This window comes from Mesonia aquimarina, from assembly GCF_003667275.1.
Classification (GTDB): domain Bacteria; phylum Bacteroidota; class Bacteroidia; order Flavobacteriales; family Flavobacteriaceae; genus Mesonia; species Mesonia aquimarina.
On record NZ_RCNV01000001.1, the window covers coordinates 353,314 to 372,974 of the forward strand.

General features: G+C 33.8%; 14 protein-coding genes and 2 tRNA genes. 10 read left to right on the top strand and 6 right to left on the bottom strand.

Translation table 11 applies throughout. The features are described 5' to 3' along the window. The first annotated feature begins 16 nt into the window (after positions 1-16). A tRNA-His gene (locus D9R05_RS01765) sits at positions 17-90 on the top strand. A gap of 196 nt (positions 91-286) precedes the next feature. On the opposite strand, the gene D9R05_RS01770 is transcribed toward D9R05_RS01765, so the two are convergent. Continuing rightward, positions 287-1,297 (bottom strand): M28 family metallopeptidase, encoded by a 1,011-nt coding sequence (locus D9R05_RS01770; protein ID WP_121665497.1) that lies wholly within the window; start codon positions 1,295-1,297, stop codon positions 287-289. A gap of 157 nt (positions 1,298-1,454) precedes the next feature. On the opposite strand from D9R05_RS01770, the gene D9R05_RS01775 reads away from it, so the two are divergent. Then, positions 1,455-1,539 (top strand) — tRNA-Ser (locus D9R05_RS01775). 372 nt (positions 1,540-1,911) lie between these two features. Here D9R05_RS01775 and D9R05_RS01780 read toward each other — a convergent pair. The 3 genes from D9R05_RS01780 to D9R05_RS01795 all read right to left on the bottom strand — a co-directional run bounded on the left by D9R05_RS01780 (position 1,912) and on the right by D9R05_RS01795 (position 4,665). Further along, positions 1,912-2,997, bottom strand: a complete 1,086-nt coding sequence (locus D9R05_RS01780) for a Fic family protein (protein ID WP_121665498.1) — start codon at positions 2,995-2,997, stop codon at positions 1,912-1,914. A 383-nt stretch (positions 2,998-3,380) separates the two neighbouring features. Then, positions 3,381-4,130, bottom strand: a complete 750-nt coding sequence (locus D9R05_RS01785) for a hypothetical protein (protein ID WP_121665499.1) — start codon at positions 4,128-4,130, stop codon at positions 3,381-3,383. Positions 4,131-4,482: 352 nt separating this feature from the next. Then, positions 4,483-4,665 carry an SDR family NAD(P)-dependent oxidoreductase gene (locus D9R05_RS01795; RefSeq protein WP_121665501.1) on the bottom strand — a complete coding sequence of 61 codons (183 nt, stop codon included), beginning with the start codon at positions 4,663-4,665 and terminating at the stop codon, positions 4,483-4,485. A 194-nt stretch (positions 4,666-4,859) separates the two neighbouring features. Between D9R05_RS01795 and D9R05_RS01800 the strand changes: the two genes are divergently transcribed. Genes D9R05_RS01800 through D9R05_RS01815 form a run of 4 tightly spaced genes read left to right on the top strand, consistent with a single transcriptional unit; the run spans position 4,860 to position 11,884 of the window. Beyond that, positions 4,860-8,507 carry a CheR family methyltransferase gene (locus D9R05_RS01800; RefSeq protein ID WP_121665502.1) on the top strand — a complete coding sequence of 1,216 codons (3,648 nt, stop codon included), beginning with the start codon at positions 4,860-4,862 and terminating at the stop codon, positions 8,505-8,507. 2 nt (positions 8,508-8,509) lie between these two features. Beyond that, the gene (locus tag D9R05_RS01805) at positions 8,510-10,738 is read left to right on the top strand and encodes an ATP-binding protein (protein WP_121665503.1); all 2,229 of its coding nucleotides are present in this window, start codon (positions 8,510-8,512) and stop codon (positions 10,736-10,738) included. 13 nt (positions 10,739-10,751) lie between these two features. Next, positions 10,752-11,306, top strand: a complete 555-nt coding sequence (locus D9R05_RS01810; RefSeq protein WP_121665504.1) for a response regulator — start codon at positions 10,752-10,754, stop codon at positions 11,304-11,306. Beyond that, complete coding sequence (locus D9R05_RS01815; RefSeq protein WP_240462891.1) at positions 11,306-11,884, top strand: biliverdin-producing heme oxygenase; 579 nt, start codon at positions 11,306-11,308, stop codon at positions 11,882-11,884. The genes D9R05_RS01810 and D9R05_RS01815 overlap by 1 nt, the downstream gene beginning before the upstream one ends. 1 nt (position 11,885) lies before the next feature. On the opposite strand, the gene D9R05_RS01820 is transcribed toward D9R05_RS01815, so the two are convergent. Beyond that, the gene (locus D9R05_RS01820; RefSeq protein WP_121665505.1) at positions 11,886-13,148 is read right to left on the bottom strand and encodes a Y-family DNA polymerase; all 1,263 of its coding nucleotides are present in this window, start codon (positions 13,146-13,148) and stop codon (positions 11,886-11,888) included. Next, complete coding sequence (locus tag D9R05_RS01825; protein ID WP_121665506.1) at positions 13,145-13,525, bottom strand: S24 family peptidase; 381 nt, start codon at positions 13,523-13,525, stop codon at positions 13,145-13,147. Before D9R05_RS01825 ends, D9R05_RS01820 begins: the two co-directional genes overlap by 4 nt. 83 nt (positions 13,526-13,608) lie before the next feature. Here D9R05_RS01825 and D9R05_RS01830 point away from each other — a divergent pair, with 83 nt between their 5' ends. The 4 genes from D9R05_RS01830 to D9R05_RS01845 all read left to right on the top strand — a co-directional run bounded on the left by D9R05_RS01830 (position 13,609) and on the right by D9R05_RS01845 (position 19,660). After that, a complete protein-coding gene (locus D9R05_RS01830; RefSeq protein WP_240462893.1) occupies positions 13,609-14,019 on the top strand; it encodes an HYC_CC_PP family protein in 411 nt (136 codons plus the stop codon). Positions 14,020-14,217: 198 nt separating this feature from the next. Continuing rightward, positions 14,218-17,955 (top strand): efflux RND transporter permease subunit, encoded by a 3,738-nt coding sequence (locus tag D9R05_RS01835; protein WP_121665507.1) that lies wholly within the window; start codon positions 14,218-14,220, stop codon positions 17,953-17,955. 36 nt (positions 17,956-17,991) lie between these two features. After that, positions 17,992-18,360 (top strand): four helix bundle protein, encoded by a 369-nt coding sequence (locus D9R05_RS01840; RefSeq protein WP_121665508.1) that lies wholly within the window; start codon positions 17,992-17,994, stop codon positions 18,358-18,360. Continuing rightward, positions 18,350-19,660: a TolC family protein gene (locus tag D9R05_RS01845; RefSeq protein WP_121665509.1), complete on the top strand. Its 1,311-nt coding sequence runs from the start codon at positions 18,350-18,352 to the stop codon at positions 19,658-19,660. Before D9R05_RS01840 ends, D9R05_RS01845 begins: the two co-directional genes overlap by 11 nt. Position 19,661: the final 1 nt, after the last annotated feature.

Genomic DNA, 19,661 nt, shown 5'->3' on the forward strand with positions numbered 1-19,661 from the left:
GTTCTTAATTTAAATGGTGGTTGTAGCTCAGTTGGTTAGAGCATCGGTTTGTGGTACCGAGGGTCGTGGGTTCGAATCCCATCATCCACCCTTTTAAAAGTCCTTTCCTTTATTGGTTAGGACTTTTTTTATTTGTAAGCATTTTTTTTCGGCCAGGGATAGTAGTGAAAATCCCGCAATGTAGCGTTAGCGAAATGAGGAATTGTAACGGATAGCCCGGTTTTACAAAAAAGAGCAGCTTGAAGAAAAGCTGCTCTTTTTTGTAAAAGAACGCCAAATACTACTTCTATTTAGCTTTATCTACCGTTAGTCGGTTATCTCTGTTGGCAACCTCCCAAGCTGTGTAGAAAATTAATCGCGCTCTACGCGTCATTAAATCATATTCAATTTTATCTGCCGTATCAGTCGGTTTGTGATAGTCTGCATGTGTACCATTAAAATAAAAAATAACGGGTATATTATGTTTTGCAAAATTATAATGATCGCTTCTATAATAGAAACGATTTGGGTCATTCTCATCGTTATATGTGTAATCTAAATCGAGTTGGGTATATTCTTCATTTACGCTTTCCGATAGATTATGAAGCTCTGTACTGAGTTTATCGCTTCCGATAAGGTAAATATAATTGGGGTCATCTTTGTGTTTAGGATCTATTCTCCCTATCATATCTGTATTTAAACCGGTTACCGTATTTTCTAGTGGAAAAATTGGATTTTTTGTGTAATAATCTGACCCTAAAAGTCCCTTCTCTTCTCCGGTAACATGAAGAAATAAAATTGACCTTCTAGGTGAAAAACCGTCGTTTTGTGCTTCTTTAAATGCCTCTGCTATTTCTAACATAGATACGGTTCCAGACCCATCATCATCGGCTCCATTATAAATATTTCCTTGAGCATCTACTCCAACGTGATCATAGTGAGCAGAAATCACTACAATTTCATCTGGAAATTCACTACCTTTAATATAGGCTACCACATTTTCTGAAGCATTATATTTATCATCAAAGAAACTTGAAGGTATATCTTGAAAATAATCATCGCCTCCCAATGGTGAAGCAATATCTAAATTTTGATATTCGTTTTTTAAATAATTTGCTGCTTTTTTTTGGCCGGGTTCTCCTGTATCTCTTCCTTGAAATTCATCTGAAGCAAAAGTGTAAAGATGATCTTTTAATTCTTGAGAAGTAATTGTTTCTCCGTACTGAACAACATCTGCATCAGAAATAGGTTTGTTTTTTTGTACTTTACAAGCAAATACTACACTGAAAGCAGAAATAAATAAAATTTTTTTAATCATTATAAAGGTGTTAATTATTTGGAAGCCAATATATCAAAAAATGTTTGAAGCCTCCTTAATGAAAAGGGATAAAAATTTCTTAAAAAATATTTTTCATAAACCAAAAAAGCTTCTATATTTGCATCCGCATTCAGGGAATACCTGATGAGACACTCAAGGAGAAATGGCAGAGTGGTCGAATGCACCGGTCTTGAAAACCGGCGAGGGTCACACCTCCGGGGGTTCGAATCCCTCTTTCTCCGCTGAAATTTATTCAATTTCACCCAAAGTCCTGTAAACACTACGTTTACGGGACTTTTTAGTTTATACAAAATAGCAAAATTGCTATTAATTTAAAACAGAAATGATTCGAGCTAAATAGCCGCTCTGCCAACGCTTACTTAGTACTTCAGACAAAATGAAGTTATCTCATTCCCCTGCACAAAACCATCGTTAAAGCCTGTATTGAGCAAAGTCGAAATATCCAAGTGTTTATTACCTCAAGTCTTTGTTTGTTTAATGTTTAATGTGTAAATGCTTATTGTTTTTAAAAGTTCACATTGAACATTAATAGCATCATTTTGTTATGCGATTGAGTTTAGTTAGCTGATGTTTCATTTCGTTAACCAAGTAAATTAGGATGCTTCTAACACAGCCATTAATCTATGGTTGAGGTATAGCTTTTCTTTACCAACCTTTTCAGAAATTAAAAAACCAGTTTCTTCTAATTCCATTAAATAATTACCAACGGTTTTTGGTGTTCCTAATTTGGCATCAACTAAAAATTGTCGTTTGGTATAAGGTAATCTAAAGAGTATTTCAACCAATTCTTTCGTGTAGACTCTTGGCAGTTTTTCTTTAATTTCCTGTGACATTTGTTCCATTAAGTTAGTAACGTCTTTTAACCGCTGCAAAGCTTTTGTTGCCGTATATTCAACCATTTCGAGCATATAGCGTATCCAAACTTCCCAATCGCTATTTTCTGTTACTTCACGTAATTTAGTATAGTAATCTGTTTTGTTTTTGATAATATATTCACTTAAATAAATGGCAGGGGTATCTAAAAGATGAGTTAATTTTAAATATAGTAATAATAAAATACGTCCTGTTCTACCATTACCATCACTAAAAGGGTGTATCGCTTCAAATTGATAATGCATAACAGCCATTTTAACTAAGGGATCCATATCATCTTCTGCATTAATAAACTTTTCTAGGTTAGCCAATTTTTCTCTTATAACGTCTTCTCCGGTGGGTGGTGTATAAATAGTTTCTCCGGTAGTACTTTTTAAGGCTGTTCCCGGAGTAGTTCTAATACCTGCGGTATTCTTTTTTATACTTTGTACTATTTCAACACATAAATTAGTGCTTATAAATGGTCGTTTTTCTATTTCTTGTAAGCCGTTCCAAAGTGCTTCTTTATAACTTATCACCTCCTTTGTAGCAGGGTTATCAAATTTTTTATCGGCTACTAAAGATTTATACAAATCATCATTAGTAGTTATTATATTCTCAATTTCAGAACTTGCTTTGGCTTCTTGTAAATGTATGCTATCTAAAAATAAAGTAGGATTGGGTAAATTAGTAAGCATCCCATTTAATTGTGCCAACGCCCTACTTGCTTCAATGGTTTTACGAAGCACTTTAGTCGTTTCTAACACCTTATTTGGTGGTAGTAGTGGTAATTCGTTATAAGGGTTATTCCTGCTAAATTCTGCCATAATCAATAAGGGTAAAGTTTACTCACGTTTCACAAACGAGTGTAAATATACACAAAAAATACCTCCGTTAAAAATATAAGGGTAAAGCTTACACTCGTAGAAAAAACAATAAAGAACAAAAGATAACAAAGTTAGAAGCTTTCCTACAGCCATTGCCCTATCGCTGTAAAGTTCAAGCCTTACGGTTTTTAAAAAATAAGTAAGCTACTATAAAATAACATTTGAATTATGAAGTCTTATTTTTGAAAAAAACTTGACAGCTTGCCACAGCTTCAATTAGTAGGCTATCTTTTTTATTTATTTGCCAAAAAAATATAGATAAAAAAAGCCCTGAAATTATAGACTTCAGGACTTTCTGGTTAATAAAGGTCAGAATGAAAACCTTAACTCACTTCAACAATATTTAAAACATTGTAAGCGCCATTTTTTAAAGGGTATTGCTCCCCATTAATTTCTTGGAAAAACTCAATAAGCAATAAAAAAATATTATTTCCAGAACCTGATGGTACAGCTGCCGGAGTTAATGTTTGAGTTGCTGAGGTAGTATCGATGGGTAAATTTACCTTCGGACTAGTTTCTACAGCATATTCTTCCGTATCAAAATCTAGATTTAAAAAAGCAGACGATAAACTAATATGAGTTGCTCCACTTGGATAAGCAATATCATTGGTAGGAATTAGATTTGCAATCTCGATCTCTCCCGTAGTTTCATCAACACTATAATTACTATATAAAACGGCACTTAAAAGTGATCGTTTATTAAAATTAAAGCCTTTTAAAGCAGCTTTACCTTCGGGTGTAGCTAAACCTACAGCAACTTTACGTTCACCTCTCGCAGAGGTCGTATCTGCATTTTTAATTTTTGTCATTGTTTGCGTTAACCTACTGGTAACTCTATTGTCTTTGGCTTGGATCATTAAATTTCTTACCGATTTACGTAAAAGCTTTCCGGCAGTAGCCGAATGTCCAAATTCAAAACCATTTTCTCGCGTTCTTACAAAAGCAGGATCGTTCATAATACGGTCTTTAGAAACCCCACCTTTTGTTCTTACCAAATATCCATCTTCACCTTTGTAAAAGGTGAGGTTATCTAAAGTACCTTCCAACTTAATTATTCCTTTTAAACGTGCCATAACTATTCATTTTTAAATTGATAATCAAACATATAGAAGATTAAAAGCGATTAATAAAAAGTACTTTCAATAGCTTTAAGAACTGCCGATTTTTCCATTAATTATAGATAATTCCAGCGGTAAAATTCGTAAATTGTAAGAGTTAATTGCTTAACTATCAAGTATAGTAACAGTATAAGAAAAGTGATTTTAAGCCATTATGAGTAGACTTTGTATTTATCCGAAAGACATTATGCAAATCACTGGTAAAAGTGAACGATACGGAAGACATATCATTAAAACCATTAAGGAAGAGCTTAACAAAGAGAAGCATCAATTAATAACGATTGATGAATTTTGTGACTTTATGGGGTTAAAATCTCAGGAGGTTGCTGAGTTTATCAAATAAAAATCGTATATTTATAATGGTTTTTAAAGCATTCAATTTATCTTCGCTTCTCGCAATAATGACTAAATCTCCACTTGCGGCGTGAATCTTTGCCAAGGCTTTTCCTATTCCGCTACTTGCACCAGTTATTAAAGCTACATTATTCATAATTTATTTTATCAAAAATTTTTAATCCTCTTTCATCAAAGAAATTTAATTTTATTCTATTAATTAAAACTCATACATTCAATAGTATAACTCTAAATTTGAAAAACTAGATAAAATGTGTTATTATTACTAGCATTTGTGATAATTAATGCAAACTAATTTTTAGTATTTTTACGTTTTTTCTTGAAAATAATATGACCAAAATAAACCAAAAAGAAATACATAAGCCTAAAATTAAAACCGAAACTTCTAGAATAATTGCTGTTGGCGCAAGTGCTGGTGGTCTAGAAGCTTTAAAGGCTTTTTTTGATAATATTCCTGAGTCTGACCGTAATTCTTATATTGTAATTCAGCACCTTTCACCTGATTATAAAAGTATGATGGGTGAATTATTGGCGAAATCTACGCATTTGCCTATTGAGCAAATTAAAGACAAGACAGAAATTTTACCGGGTAGAATTTATCTTATTCCGCCGGTTAGTAATTTGGTCATTGAAAATGAAATGCTTCATTTGATAGATAAGCCAAAAAATCAAAAATTAAACCTACCTATTGATTTATTTTTAGAATCATTGGCTAACTTCAAAAAAGAGAAAGCTATTGCTATTATTTTGAGCGGAACTGGAAGCGATGGCACACGCGGAATTAGAGCCATAAAAGAGCATGGCGGTATGGTCATGGTTCAAGATCCTGAGCAAGCAAAATTTGATGGAATGCCTCAAAGTGCTTTACATACAGGTTTAGTAGATTATACGTTGTCTGTTGAAGAAATGGGATCAGAACTACAAGAATTTATAAATGCTCCACTTGTTCTTCAATTAGATGAAAAAAATATTGAATACGACGAAAAAACCCTTACTAAAATTCTACACCTAGTTGATGAAAAAACAGGTTTAGATTTCAAAGAATATAAATATTCTACCCTAGCACGCAGGATTGCTCGTAGAATTAATGTTTGTAAATGCAATTCTTTAGAAGAATATTATAACGTTCTACTTTCTACCCCAAAAGAAATTCCTATTCTCTATCGGGAATTTTTAATTGGTGTAACCAAATTTTTCAGAGATTCTCAAGTATGGGATATTTTACGAAAAGAGGTTATTCCTGATATGATAGAAGAACACAAAGAAGGAGAAACCTTAAAAGTCTGGGATGTAGCTTGTAGCACAGGAGAAGAAGCGTACTCTTTAGCTATGTGCTTTATGGAAGAAATGGAGCGGCAAAATAAAAAGCTCGAAATTAAAATTTTTGCTACCGATATCGCACAAAAACATTTAGATATTGGTAGTCAAGGTTTATATGCGGAAAGCATTGTTGCTGATATTGAAACCGATTTATTACATAAATATTTTATCCCAAAAGGAAGCGGTTATCAAGTGATTGAAAAAATTCGGCGAATGGTGATTTTCTCAAAACACAATATCATAAAAAATCCACCTTTCAGTAGAATGGACATGGTCTTTTGCCGAAATTTATTAATCTATTTCCAATCTTCTATTCAAAAGAAAGCTTTAAATGTATTGCATTACGGCTTAAAAGAAAACGGAATTTTAGTTCTGGGAACCAGCGAAAGCGTGCATACACACAGAGAACATTTTGAAGATGTTAGCCGAAAATGGAAAATATTTAGAAATACTTTTCCTCGTAAACGTCTTAAAGCAGAAACTTTACGTTCTTCTGCACATCAGCAAATTTCAGAAAATAAAACAACAGACAATTTTAAAAGAACACGTTCTACAAGTCGTTCTACTAACACCCAGAAATTTGTTAATGAGCTCAATGAAGCTATTTTAGAACAATTTGGAGGCGCGTGTGTTTTTATAGATTCAGATTATCATATTTTGGAAGCTATAGGTGAATTTAGAAAGTATGCAAGCCTTCCTGTTAGTGGCTTTTCTACTAACTTATTAGATATGATGGGTGCCGATTTAAAACACGTCGTTCAATCTACCGTAAAAAAAGCGCTTAAAAAAAATAAAAAAACCCGATACGAAAATGCTATTTACAAGCATAATGGTAAAGAAAAAGCTTTAGACTTAATTGCAAAACCTTTCAGGCAGAGCAATTTAGAGAATGAGACAAATTTTGTCTTAACATTCATCGAAAAAGAAATTAATTTAGCTGATATAAAACCGGTTGAAAAAGTAAGCTTAAATACGCAAACCGAAGAATATATTGACGAACTTGAAGATGAACTAAAGAAAACAAAAGAAGAACTTCAGCAATCCTTAGAAGAAATTGAAACTAGTAATGAAGAATTACAGGCGGCAAATGAAGAATTATTAGCTTCTAATGAAGAATTGCAAAGTACCAATGAAGAATTACAAAGTGTAAATGAAGAAATTAATACGGTAAATGCTGAAAACGTTCAAAAAATGGACGATCTCGCGCAGCTAAATGCCGATATGAACAACTTATTAGAAAGTACCGATATTGGTACCATTTTCTTAGACAGTTCGCTTAGAATTAGAAAATTTACGCCTGCGATTAGACGTCATTTTAGTTTAATAAATTCTGATGTTGGTCGACCAATTGATAATTTTACCACTAGTTTTGGTGTAAGTCCGGGTAAAGATTTAGTTTCCCGATGTAAAAAAGTTTTGAAAACCGGAAAAATCCTAGAAAGGAATATTCTTTCTAAAGAAGGAAAAAATTATTTACAGCGTATTTCTCCGTTTGTTAACTCTAACGACGAGCGTGAAGGCGTAGTAATAACATTTGTAGATATTGAGTCACTTCAAAAAGCAAAAAACAAACTTGTTGCGAGTGAAAAACGTTTTAAATCGTTTTATGAAGAAGATCCGGTAATGCATTTTAGTGTAGATCCAAATAATTCGCTTATCGTTCAATGCAATGAAGAATCTGTAGAGAAATTAGGCTACAAATCGAAAGATGAAATTATAGGAAAACCTATCTACGATCTTTATGAAGATGAGTCACAATTGCGAGCTTTAAGACTAAATAAAATCTTTCAAAAAGAAGGTGAACTCAAAAATATTGAGCAAGAAATGCTTACCAAAGACGGAGCCATCATTCCGGTAATTATGCATTCTACGGCAGAATTTGATGAACTTGGTAATATTGTTACTAACAGATTTACTTGCGTCGATATATCAGAATTAAAAAATACACAAGACGAACTAAGAAAACAAAAAGCAGATCTAGAACGTATTAATCGCGATCTAGAGCAATTTGTTTCCATTTGTTCGCACGATTTACAAGAACCGCTTTCTACAATTAAATTTGGTAGCGATGTGCTCGGTAAAATGTATGCCGATAAACTAGATGAAAAAGGTCAAAATTACATTTCTTATATAGATGAAGCTTCTGATCGATTATCAAATCAGATTAAAGCTTTACTAGATCACTCTAGAATTGGTAGAAATACAGAAAAAAAACTAGTCAATACCAAAGAATTGGTAGAGGTTGTAAAATACGATTTAGGAAAAAGAATTAGAGATACAAATGCAAAAGTTCACTCCGGTTCATTACCAAAAATAAAAGCCTATGAAGTAGAACTTCGTCTTTTATTTCAAAATTTATTGAGCAACGCATTAAAGTATATTTCAAAAGAACGCAAACCTGAAATTAGAATTTCAGCGTTTCAAGAAGGTGAATATTGGGTTTTTTCTATAATGGATAATGGTATCGGAATTTCAGAAGAAGATCAAAAAAATATTTTCACCATTTTTAATCGCGTTCCTACGGAAGATAAATATGAAGGAACCGGCGTTGGTTTGGCACACGTAGAAAAAATTGTATTATTACATGAAGGCACCATTTGGGTAGATTCACAATTAGGCGTAGGAAGCACATTTTATTTCAAAATTAAAGCGAAATAATAATGAGTCAAGAAAATTATGCGGAAAATGTAACAATTATAAATTGCGACAAAGAACCTATTCATATTATTCCGCAAATTCAAACGCATGGTTTTTTATTGGTTTGCGATCCTTCTTCGTTAAAAATTACGCAGGGAAGCGATAACACTATTACGCATATAAATGTTGAACTGAAAAAACTTTTAAATCAACCGATAGAAAAGCTTTTACCTTCAACGTTAGTAAAAGAATTACAAGAAATTATAAGCAATGAAAAAACTTTTCTTCCGAAGCAAATTACATTAGCAGAAAAAGAATGGTTGATGATTCCGCATTTGGAAAACAACCATCTTATTCTCGATTTCGAACCCACCGGAAAAATTTTAGATCCGCTATTTTTTCAAGAGCAACTCACTAAAATTTTAAATGAGTTAGATGCTGCCAATTCTATTTCAGAAATGTGTCAACAAGCAGCATCTTTAGTAAAATATTTATTCGATTACGATCGTGTAATGCTTTACAAATTCGATGAAGAATGGAACGGAAAAGTAATTGCTGAAGAAAAAGAAGACGAAATGCAATCGTGGTTAGGCTTGCATTATCCTGCAACAGATATTCCAAAACCGGCTCGTGATATTTTCTTAAAACAAGGCGTAAGAATGATTAGTGATGTATATTACGAATCCGCAGCAATTTCACCCGTAAATTCGCCCATAAATAATGCGCCGCTAAATTTATCGAAATCTGAAATTCGTGGGGTCTCTCCTATTCATATTGAATATTTAAAAAATATGAAGGTTAGCGCATCTTTAACAGCTGCAGTTGTTTTAAACGGAAAACTTTGGGGATTATTAGCGTGTCATCACAACACGCCAAAATTTGTAAGTTATCACCAACGCCAATCCTGTAAATTTTTAACGCAAGTTTTTTCTAATAAATTAGCATTAAAAACAACCAATACTTTTTTAGAAAAAATTGCTTATTCTGAAAATATCAGAAAAAAATTAATGATTCAAATGCGCTCGATGGATCAAATTTCAAGAGCGTTATGCAAATTTAAACCCAAATTTACAGATTTAATTGAATGCGGCGGCGGAGCGGTTTACCTTGATGGTAAACTGTCTTTATGCGGAAAAACACCCGATAAAAATGAAGTTTTAGAACTCATTGAAGAAATACTAAATAAAGAAAAAAATCAGCTTTTTCATACGCAAAGTTTAATGAAAAACTTCCCTTCCGCAGAAAAATATAAACACAAAGCATCTGGAATTTTAAGCGTTCGAGTAGGAAGCGAAGAAAAAGAAAATTACCTAATTTGGTTTCGACCAGAAGAATCACAAGTAGTAGATTGGGGTGGAAATCCTGAAAAAAACGGCGTTGTAAAAGATGGTGTAGAATATTTAAGTCCTCGAAAATCTTTCGAGCGTTGGTCAGAAAAAGTTTCGGGTGTTTCCAGTTCGTGGCAAGCTTATGATTTTGAAGCTGCAAATTCACTTCAAGACAGTATTACCTATGTAATTGTTCAGCAACAAAAAGATAAAATTAGCACGCTAAACGAGCAATTGGTAGAAGCTAATCAAGAATTAGAAACCTTTAGCTACAGTGTTTCGCACGATTTACGTGCGCCACTTCGTGGAATTGACGGCTATGCTCATATTTTAAAAGAAGAATACAGCGACCAATTAGAAGAATATGGTCAAGAAGCTATTCAAACGATTATTGAATCTGCTGAAGAAATGGATATTTTAATTGAAGATATTCTTACCTACGCCAAAGCAGGAAAAGGAAAGCTTCAACTTGAAACTTTCTCATTAAAAAGGCTAGTCGAAAATATTTTAGTAAAACACAACGTAAAAAAATCGTACCCTTCAACTGAAATAATTATAAACGAAAATTTACCGAAAATTGAAGGCGATCGCCGAATGATTTCGCAGTTAATCAATAATTTATTGGGAAATGCGCTAAAATATTCTACGCAAGTAAAAAATCCTAAAGTTGAAATTGGTTATAAAACAGAAAACGAAAAAAATATCTTTTTTGTAAAAGATAACGGAATTGGATTTGACCCAAGTTTAAAAGATAAAATTTTTGATGTATTTTCGCGTTTAGCCGGCGATGACTATGCCGGTTCAGGAATTGGGCTGGCTATTGCAAAAAAAGTAGTTGACAAGCACGATGGAGAGATTTGGGTAGAAACCAAGCCTGATAAAGGATCTACCTTTTATTTTACGCTTCTTGAAGAAGAGCGCTAATAGCTGAGAATGTATGATTACAATACCTTTACGAATTTTATTGGTAGAAGATTTTAAAGTTGATGCCGATCTTACCAAAAGGCAAATTGCAAAAATTGTAGAGAAGCCTGAAGTAGAAGTGGTTGATAATTTAGCAGATTGTAAACAAAAATTACAAAATTTTGTTCCCGATGTAATTATTTCAGATTACAACCTTCCTACTTGTAACGGATTGGATGTCTTACAATTATCTAAAAGTATTGATGAAACTATTCCGTTTATTTTTTTAACCGGAACTATTGATGATGACGAATTAGCCGCTAATACTATTCTTGCTGGCGCTAGCGGATTTATTCTGAAAAAACATATGAAACATCTTGACGAAAAACTTCGCCCATTGCTGAAGAAAGTTGTTTTTAATATGATTGAAAAAGAAGAATTGCGCGAAAAAATCAGAAAAAATAAAATCGCCGTGAATCAAATTTATCAATATTTAGATAATATGAATGCTGATAACGAAGAGCAACGCAGCAATATAGATCAGATTAGAAAAAATATTGAACAAATAGAATACAAGCAAGAAGACTAATGATACTTGATAAGTTAAGAGAAGCAACCAAACAATTGCACGAAGAAATTGAACAAGATAATCTTGCTGAACATATTATTTCGCATAAAATAAGCTTAGCAGATTATAAATTATTATTGCTTCAAAATTATATTGCTTATCACGTTACCGAAACAGAAATTGCAAAGCAACTTTCAAGTTTTGCGCCTTCAAAAGCTAAACGATTAGAAAAAGATTTAGCCCAATTACATATTTCTAGAGAACTTGTAAAAGATTTTAAAAACGTTTTTTCCTGCCAAACTGAAGCCGAAGCTTGGGGCGCGCTTTACGTAGTTGAAGGTTCTGCCTTAGGCGGAATGCTTATCGCTAAAAATCTTTCAGAATGTAAAAATTTATCTGAAATTGAAGTTCATCATTTCTTCGATGGCAATCATAAAAATATCGCGGGCTGGAAAGATTTTTGCAAAGCTTTAAAAAAGAAAGATTTTTCTGAAAAAGAAACGAAAGAAGCGATTGAAAAAGCAAAAGAAACCTTTGTATTTTTCGGGGAAGTATTCAACAAAACAAAAGTTTCTTCGTTACAAACACAGCAAAATTAAATTAAGAAATTTCTAATAATTCTTTCCATTGCGTGGTATAACGCGGACTCCGTTCTTCTTTAATTAATTCCCATTCTCCAATTCTTCGCGAATCCATAAGCGCAGGAGCTAAGGCGGTTTTTCCGAATTTTTGATTTATACGATCAAAGGCTTCCATAAGACCGGCTTTTTCATCTGTCTGCTGAAATAAATTGGTTTGCACATATTCTTTCGGAATAATTCCGCTTAAACAAACGCCTACTTTTTTATAGCGATAACCCGGTTTAAAAATTCGGTGTAAAGCTTTTTTTCCTTCAGCATTCAAAATAAACGTATTATCGGTAGGAACCTCTAAAGTTACCGTAATGCTATTTTGGTATTGTTTATCGCGCTCGCTATGATAATTGGTTTGCAGAAAAACGTTTAAATATTTTGCGCAACAATTTTGGCTTCTCAAAACTTCACTTACTTCATTTATATAATATGAACAAGCTTCTTCGATAAATGCTAATTTCTCCAGTTTTTTCCCGAACGATTTTGCAGTTCCTATTGCTTTTTTAGGTTTTGGTAAACGTTCGATCGTTAGACAATTTTCTCCTTGAAGTTCGCGCCAAGTTCGTTCACCTACGACAGTCATCTGTTTTCGCACCCAACTCAGTGGTATCTGTGTAAAATCAAATGCAGAATAGTGTCCGGTATCTTGAATGCGTTTTGCATGTTTTCGCCCGATGCCCCAAACATCTTTTATTTTTGCCCATTTCAAGGTATCAATTCTTTTTTCTTCAGAATCAATTACAAAAACATCTTCATTTTCTGCTTCTTTTTTCGCTCTTCGGTTGGCAAGTTTTGCTAATACTTTAGTGGGTGCAATTCCTACACCTACAGGAAGTCCGGTATAGCGTTTAATTCGATCTCGAATTGCCATTCCATATGCTCGTAAATCTTGATGTTGCATTCCTGAAAGATCAATAAAAGATTCGTCGATGCTATAAATTTCTACTAAAGGCGAAAATTCTTCTAAAATACGCATTACACGATCAGACATTTCGCCGTAAAGTGTATAATTGGAAGAAAAAAAAGTCACCCCGTTTTCAATTAATTGCTTTTTAATTTTAAATACCGGTTCGAACATCGGAATATGCGCCAAAGCTTTCGCTTCTTTGTTTGCAGCAATTACACAACCATCGTTATTACTCAATACAACAACAGGTTTTCCTATTAAATCTGGTCGGAAAACCTGCTCGCAAGAAGCGTAAAAACTATTACAATCAACTAAAGCAATCATAGCGAATGAATTACATACGTGACAACTCCCCACAACTCGAAAGTTTCCTTCTTCTCTTTTTTATTTTCTTCCGCGAAAGGATATTTAATCACATCAAAATCACCTTCTTTTATAACCAACGCAATTTTTCCTTGCTTAAAATTCAGCGAACGATCGATAATGAGAACATCATTTTTAAAAATTCCTAAATTTTCCCAAGCGCTTCCGCCAATACGAACAAAAAATGTAGCTTCTTTGTTTTTCACCAAGACTTCCGATAAATCGATGCTGCGTTCTAAATAATGCGTCGCCGGACTCGGAAATCCGGTTTGCATGGAAACTTCAGCACGATGTTTGGGTTTTGCTCGCTTTATAGGTCCAAAATCTATTACATCCATAGTTCAAAATTAAGGAATATTTCCTAATTATTGTAATATTTCCATTAATAGTATTTAGATTTTATTTCTTAACTTTGCAGTTAATGAAACCGTTTCACAAAATAATTGCACTTACAATGGCATTTTTGGTGCTGTTCTCAACTTCTGCTTTTGCAGTAAGCATGCATTATTGTGGTAACACCTTGGTAAATTATTCTTTTGCCGCTAAAGCGAAAACCTGTGGAATGGAAAAAATGGATGAGCAAAAAACTCCTTCTACGTGTAATATTGCAAAGAAAAATTGCTGTAGCGATAAAAAAATCGTGAAAAATCAAGATGAAATAAAAGCCTCGCCAGAACTCCACGTTCCTCAACAATTATTTGTGGCTAGCTTTTTCTACACGTATATTAATTTATTTGAAGGAATAGATCAACAAATTATTCCGTTTAAGTATTATTCCCCTCCTTTACTCGTCAGCGATATTCAGTTGTTAGACGAAACTTTTTTGATTTAGTATAATCCTTGTTAGAGCGCAACCCTATCGGGTCGGGCTATCCGCTATATCTTTTATATTTCTCATTTTTCGACTTCGTTAAAAATAAAATATAAAAGAATAAGTTTACCCTGAGCGATAGTCGAAGGGCTTCTATCCCTTGCGCAAAATCACATTGCATTTTTCAAAAAATAACGTCTAATTTCATAGTGAAAAGCTATGCTGAATAAGAGCATTAAATTTTTAATTTACAATAAACTAGTTGCGTTTTTACTGCTGGTATTGCTAGTCGGTTGGGGATTTACCAATTCCCCATTCAATTGGGATTTAGGATTTTTACCCAATAATCCCGTAGCAGTAGATGCGATCCCAAATATTGGTGAAAATCAACAAATCGTTTTTACAAAATGGCAAGGAAGATCTCCGCAAGATATTGAAGATCAAATCACTTATCCATTAACAACTTCGTTATTAGGAATTCCCGGAGTAAAAACCATTCGGAGTTCTTCTATGTTTGGTTTTTCCAGCATTTACATCATTTTTGAAGAAGATGTAGAGTTTTATTGGAGCCGGAGTCGGATTTTAGAAAAACTCAATTCGTTACCTGCAAATTTACTTCCGCAGAACGTAAACCCAAGTTTAGGTCCCGACGCGACCGGACTCGGTCAAATATTTTGGTACACGCTCGAAGGAAGAGATAAAAACGGAAATGTAACCGGTGGTTGGGATTTACAAGAACTGCGAAGCATTCAAGATTATTACGTAAAATACGGTTTATCTGGTGCAAGCGGTGTTTCAGAAGTTGCTTCTATTGGCGGTTATGTTCAAGAATATCAAATTGACGTTCAGCCTGAAAAAATGCGGCAATATAATATTGGCTTACAGCAAATCGTAAAAGCCGTAAAACAAAGTAATCGAGATATTGGCGCACAAACCTTGGAAATTAATAAAGCTGAATATTTGGTACGTGGTTTAGGCTACATAAAATCGATTGAAGATATTGAAAATGCCGTGATTGCTTCAGAAAATTATACTTCACTACGAATTAAAGATATCGCCAAAGTTCATTTGGGACCGGAAACACGTCGTGGAATTCTCGATAAAGAAGGAGCTGAAGTTGTAGGTGGCGTGGTGACCGCTCGCTATGGAGCAAATCCAATGGAAGTTATTACTAACGTAAAAGCTAAAATTGATAAAATCAGCGGCGGTTTACCTTTAAAAACTTTAAAAGACGGTCGTACTTCACAACTGACCATTGTTCCGTTTTATGATAGAACCGAACTTATTCAAGAAACGCTCGGCACTTTAAATGAAGCCTTAACGCTGGAAATTTTAATTACCATTCTCGTCATTGTAATTATGGTTTATAATTTACGTGCTTCATTGCTTATTTCAGGTTTATTGCCGGTAGCGGTTTTAATGGTTTTTATTGCGATGAAGTTTTTTGATGTTACCGCAAACATTGTCGCACTTTCAGGAATTGCCATCGCTATCGGAACAATGGTCGATATGGGAATTATTCTCACGGAAAATATAATCAGGCATCTTGAAGAATCGAGAACCGACACAGATCGGAATAAAATTGTTTATCAAGCGACTTCAGAAGTTTCGGGAGCAATTGTAACCGCTGTTTTAACCACGATCATTAGTTTTATTCCTGTTTTTACAATGACAGGAGCTGAAGGAAAACTTTTTCATCCGCTGGCATTTACCAAAACAATGGCACTTTTAGCTTCCCTAATTGTTGCTTTATTTTTCATTCCGCCGTTCGCAGCTTTATTATTCAAAAAAGGTAAAAAACAAAAAAGGACGATATTTCTACTCAATATTTTATTAATCATTGTTGGCATTTCATCAACTATCTACGGTTTTTATATCGGAATTTTTATACTCGTTTTTACAATAATTAATATCCTTCAACAGCAAAATTATCTCTCAAAGAAAAATAGCAATAAACTTCAGATTTTACTTTCTGTAGTAGTTATTATTTACTTTTTAGCTGAATATTGGCGACCGCTTGGCATTTCGCAAAATATTTTTTGGAACCTTATTTTTGTCGCTATTTTGGTCTTCGGAATATTAGGAATTTTCACGCTCTTCAGAAAAAAATACACGAAAATTTTACGATGGACGCTCGATCATAAACTCTTGTTTCTTTCCATTCCCACTACTTTAGTTATCTGCGGAATTTTAATTATGCGAAACACCGGAAAAGAGTTTATGCCTTCTTTAAATGAAGGATCTTTTTTACTTATGCCAACGTCGCTTCCGCACGCCGGTGTTGAAGAAAACAAGCGTATTCTTCAGCAACTCGATATGGCGGTAGCTAATATTCCGGAGATTAAAACCGTAGTTGGGAAAGCCGGAAGAACCGAATCTGCTTTAGATCCTGCTCCGCTTTCGATGTATGAAAATATTATTCAATATAAGCCGGAATTTGCACTAAATAAAAACGGCAAAAAACAGCGCTATAAAATCAATGATGAAGGATATTTTGTGCTGAAAAATGGCAATCTCGTTAAGAATCCTAATAATGTCAGTTCGAGCGGAGTCGAGAACTCTTCCCAATCTTCCAAAAACATCTCGACTTCGTTCGATGTGACAACATCTCAGCTAATCCCTGATGAAGATGGCGAATATTATCGAAATTGGCGTCCGAAAATTCAATCTCCAGATGATATTTGGAATGAAATTTCCAAAGCAACCAAATTACCGGGAATTACCTCAGCGCCAAAATTACAACCCATCGAAACGCGCTTAATTATGCTGCAAACCGGAATGCGCGCACCAATGGGGATAAAAATTCAAGGTCAAAATTTAAAGCAAATCGAAAGTTTCGGGATGCAATTAGAAGAAATTTTAAAAAAGGCTGAAGGTGTTAAAGACGAAGCTGTTTTTGCTGATAGAATTGTAGGAAAACCGTATTTATTAATCGATATAAAACGTGAGAAATTAGTACGCTACGGCATTACAATTGACGATGTTCAGCAAGTTTTAGAAGTCGCCGTTGGCGGAATGCAACTTTCACAAACCGTTGAAGGTCGCGAACGTTATGGAATTAGAGTACGATATCCACGAGAATTACGCGATAGTCCTGAAGATTTAAACCAAATTTATATTCCGGTAGCCGATGGAAAACCGATTCCGTTAAGTGAAGTCGCCGAAATTAAATATGAAAAAGGTCCGCAGGTTATTAAAAGTGAAGATACTTTTTTAGTGGGTTATGTACTTTTTGATAAACAAGATGGTTTTGCTGAAGTAAATGTAGTTGAAAATGCACAACAACTTATTCAGCAAAAAATTGAGCAAGGAAGTTTAAAAGTTCCTAGTGGAATTAATTTTCAATTTACCGGGAATTACGAAAATCAACTTCGAGCTGAAAAAACCTTATCGGTTGTTGTTCCGCTTTCGCTGTTCATTATTTTTATGATTTTATATTTTCAGTTTAAATCGGTTGCAACTTCTTTTATGGTTTTCAGTGGAATTGCCGTTGCTTTTGCCGGCGGATTTATGATGATCTGGTTATACGGGCAAGATTGGTTTCTAAATTTTAATTTATTCGGTGAAAATTTTCGAGATTTATTCAACATAAAAACTATTAATTTAAGTGTTGCAGTTTGGGTCGGTTTTATTGCACTTTTTGGAATTGCTACCGATGATGGCGTAGTAATGGCAACCTATCTAACGCAAGCCTTTAAAAAAAACAGTCCGCAAACAAAAAAAGAAATTAGAAAATCGGTTATTGAAGCTGGCGAAAAAAGAATACGACCTTGTTTAATGACCACAGCAACTACGCTTTTAGCATTATTGCCTATTTTAACCTCTTCTGGTAGAGGAAGTGATATTATGATTCCGATGGCGATTCCTAGTTTTGGCGGAATGTTAGTGGCTTTGGTTACACTTTTTGTCGTTCCGGTATTATTTTCCTGGTGGAAAGAAATGAAAGTTGGAAGTTAGAAACTGGAAACTTAATTTGTTTAAAATATTGTAAATATGATTAAATCTTATAAAAATTTAGAAGTCTATCAAGAGTGCTATAATTTGGCAATGGATATTTTTTGGGTCACTAAAAATTTTCCAAAAGAAGAAATTTACTCATTAACTTCTCAATTAGTTAGAGCTTCAAGATCTGTTTCTGCAAACATAGCGGAAGGTTGGTCTAAGCGAAATTATGAGTCTATTTTTAAACAACATCTTATTCATTCACTTGGTTCAAATGGAGAAACAGAAAATTGGTTGAATATTGCGTTAGATTGTAATTATATTGAAAAAGAGAGTTATGATGAATTGATGAAAAGAAATTCAATTATAGGAAAGAAACTTACTAAACTTCATCAAAACTGGAAAAGCTATGAAAAATAATTCTTCAAATTTATTACCAAATGGCTTCAAACTTCAAGTTTCAAGCTTCCAATTTCAGAATAAAACTCAAACCTGCCTAAATGGAAATTTGACATTAAGTTTGATAATAATCTTAATTTTCGGATTCAAGACAAACGCGCAAGTTTTAGAGAATTATGTTGAAAAAGCGCAAACTAACAATCCACAAATTGAAGCGTTGGAATTAAAGCACGAAATTGCTTCAGAAAAAGTAAATGAAGCCAATACGTTACCGAATACTGAAGTTGGCGCCGGCTATTTTGTAAGTGAACCCGAAACACGAACCGGAGCGCAAAAAGCAAAATTATCGGTTAAACAAATGATGCCTTGGTTTGGAACCATAACTGCACGCGAAAATTACAGCACTTCCCTAGCCGATGCCGCTTATGTTGATATTGCCATCGCGAAACGCAAATTAGCACTTTCAGTTACGCAAACCTATTACCAACTTTATGCACTGAAAGCGAAACAACAAATCTTACAAGAAAATATCGATTTATTAAATACGTATGAAGAATTAGCGCTAAACGCGGTAGAAGTAAATAAAGCTTCTTCAGTAGATGTCTTGCGCTTGCAAATTCGGCAAAATGAATTGGTAGAAAAAAGAGACTTATTAATGGGCGACGAACTTGCGATGGAAAGCAGATTTAATAATTTACTAAATAATGAAGTTGAAAACAGTATTCTAGTAGAAGACTCACTTAACATTCCCCAAGAAGAACCCATTTTAGCGATAGAAGATTTAAAAGTCCATCCTGAATTAGAAAAATACGATAAACTCTACGCTTCGGTAAAAGAAGCAGAAGAATTAAATCAAACTCAGAATTCTCCTGCGATTGGTTTTGGACTCGATTATATTGCTGTAGAAAAACGTCCCGATATGAATTTTACCGATAACGGAAAAGATATTGTTATGCCAATGGTTTCGGTTTCAATTCCTATTTTTAACGAGAAAAATAAATCGGTTTCGCGACAACATGAAATTCAGCAACAAGAAATAGAAGCACAAAAAAATGAGGTGAAAAATAATTTGGAAACCACTTTAAAAGAAGCTATTCAACAACGAATTTCAGCTAGAATAAGTTACCAAACCCAACTAAAAAATATTGAACAGACAAAACAAGCCGAAGAAATTTTGTTGAAACAATATGAAACTGCCAGTTTAGATTTTAAAGATGTGCTTGACATTCAAGAATTACAGCTCAAGTTTCAACTTCAGCTAATTGAAGCTATTAAAAATTATTATTTACAAACCGCAATTATAAACTATATCAGTAACTAAA

Excerpts from the sequence above, each read along its gene's own strand:
- D9R05_RS01770 (WP_121665497.1), bottom strand. The coding sequence starts at position 1,297 with ATGATTAAAAAAATTTTATTTATTTCTGCTTTCAGTGTAGTATTTGCT.
- D9R05_RS01840 (WP_121665508.1), top strand. The coding sequence starts at position 17,992 with ATGATTAAATCTTATAAAAATTTAGAAGTCTATCAAGAGTGCTATAAT.
- D9R05_RS01810 (WP_121665504.1), top strand. The coding sequence starts at position 10,752 with ATGATTACAATACCTTTACGAATTTTATTGGTAGAAGATTTTAAAGTT.
- D9R05_RS01800 (WP_121665502.1), top strand. The coding sequence starts at position 4,860 with ATGACCAAAATAAACCAAAAAGAAATACATAAGCCTAAAATTAAAACC.
- D9R05_RS01780 (WP_121665498.1), bottom strand. The coding sequence starts at position 2,997 with ATGGCAGAATTTAGCAGGAATAACCCTTATAACGAATTACCACTACTA.
- D9R05_RS01825 (WP_121665506.1), bottom strand. The coding sequence starts at position 13,525 with ATGGATGTAATAGATTTTGGACCTATAAAGCGAGCAAAACCCAAACAT.
- D9R05_RS01795 (WP_121665501.1), bottom strand. The coding sequence starts at position 4,665 with ATGAATAATGTAGCTTTAATAACTGGTGCAAGTAGCGGAATAGGAAAA.
- D9R05_RS01815 (WP_240462891.1), top strand. The coding sequence starts at position 11,306 with ATGATACTTGATAAGTTAAGAGAAGCAACCAAACAATTGCACGAAGAA.
- D9R05_RS01845 (WP_121665509.1), top strand. The coding sequence starts at position 18,350 with ATGAAAAATAATTCTTCAAATTTATTACCAAATGGCTTCAAACTTCAA.
- D9R05_RS01785 (WP_121665499.1), bottom strand. The coding sequence starts at position 4,130 with ATGGCACGTTTAAAAGGAATAATTAAGTTGGAAGGTACTTTAGATAAC.
- D9R05_RS01805 (WP_121665503.1), top strand. The coding sequence starts at position 8,510 with ATGAGTCAAGAAAATTATGCGGAAAATGTAACAATTATAAATTGCGAC.
- D9R05_RS01830 (WP_240462893.1), top strand. The coding sequence starts at position 13,609 with ATGAAACCGTTTCACAAAATAATTGCACTTACAATGGCATTTTTGGTG.
- D9R05_RS01820 (WP_121665505.1), bottom strand. The coding sequence starts at position 13,148 with ATGATTGCTTTAGTTGATTGTAATAGTTTTTACGCTTCTTGCGAGCAG.
- D9R05_RS01835 (WP_121665507.1), top strand. The coding sequence starts at position 14,218 with ATGCTGAATAAGAGCATTAAATTTTTAATTTACAATAAACTAGTTGCG.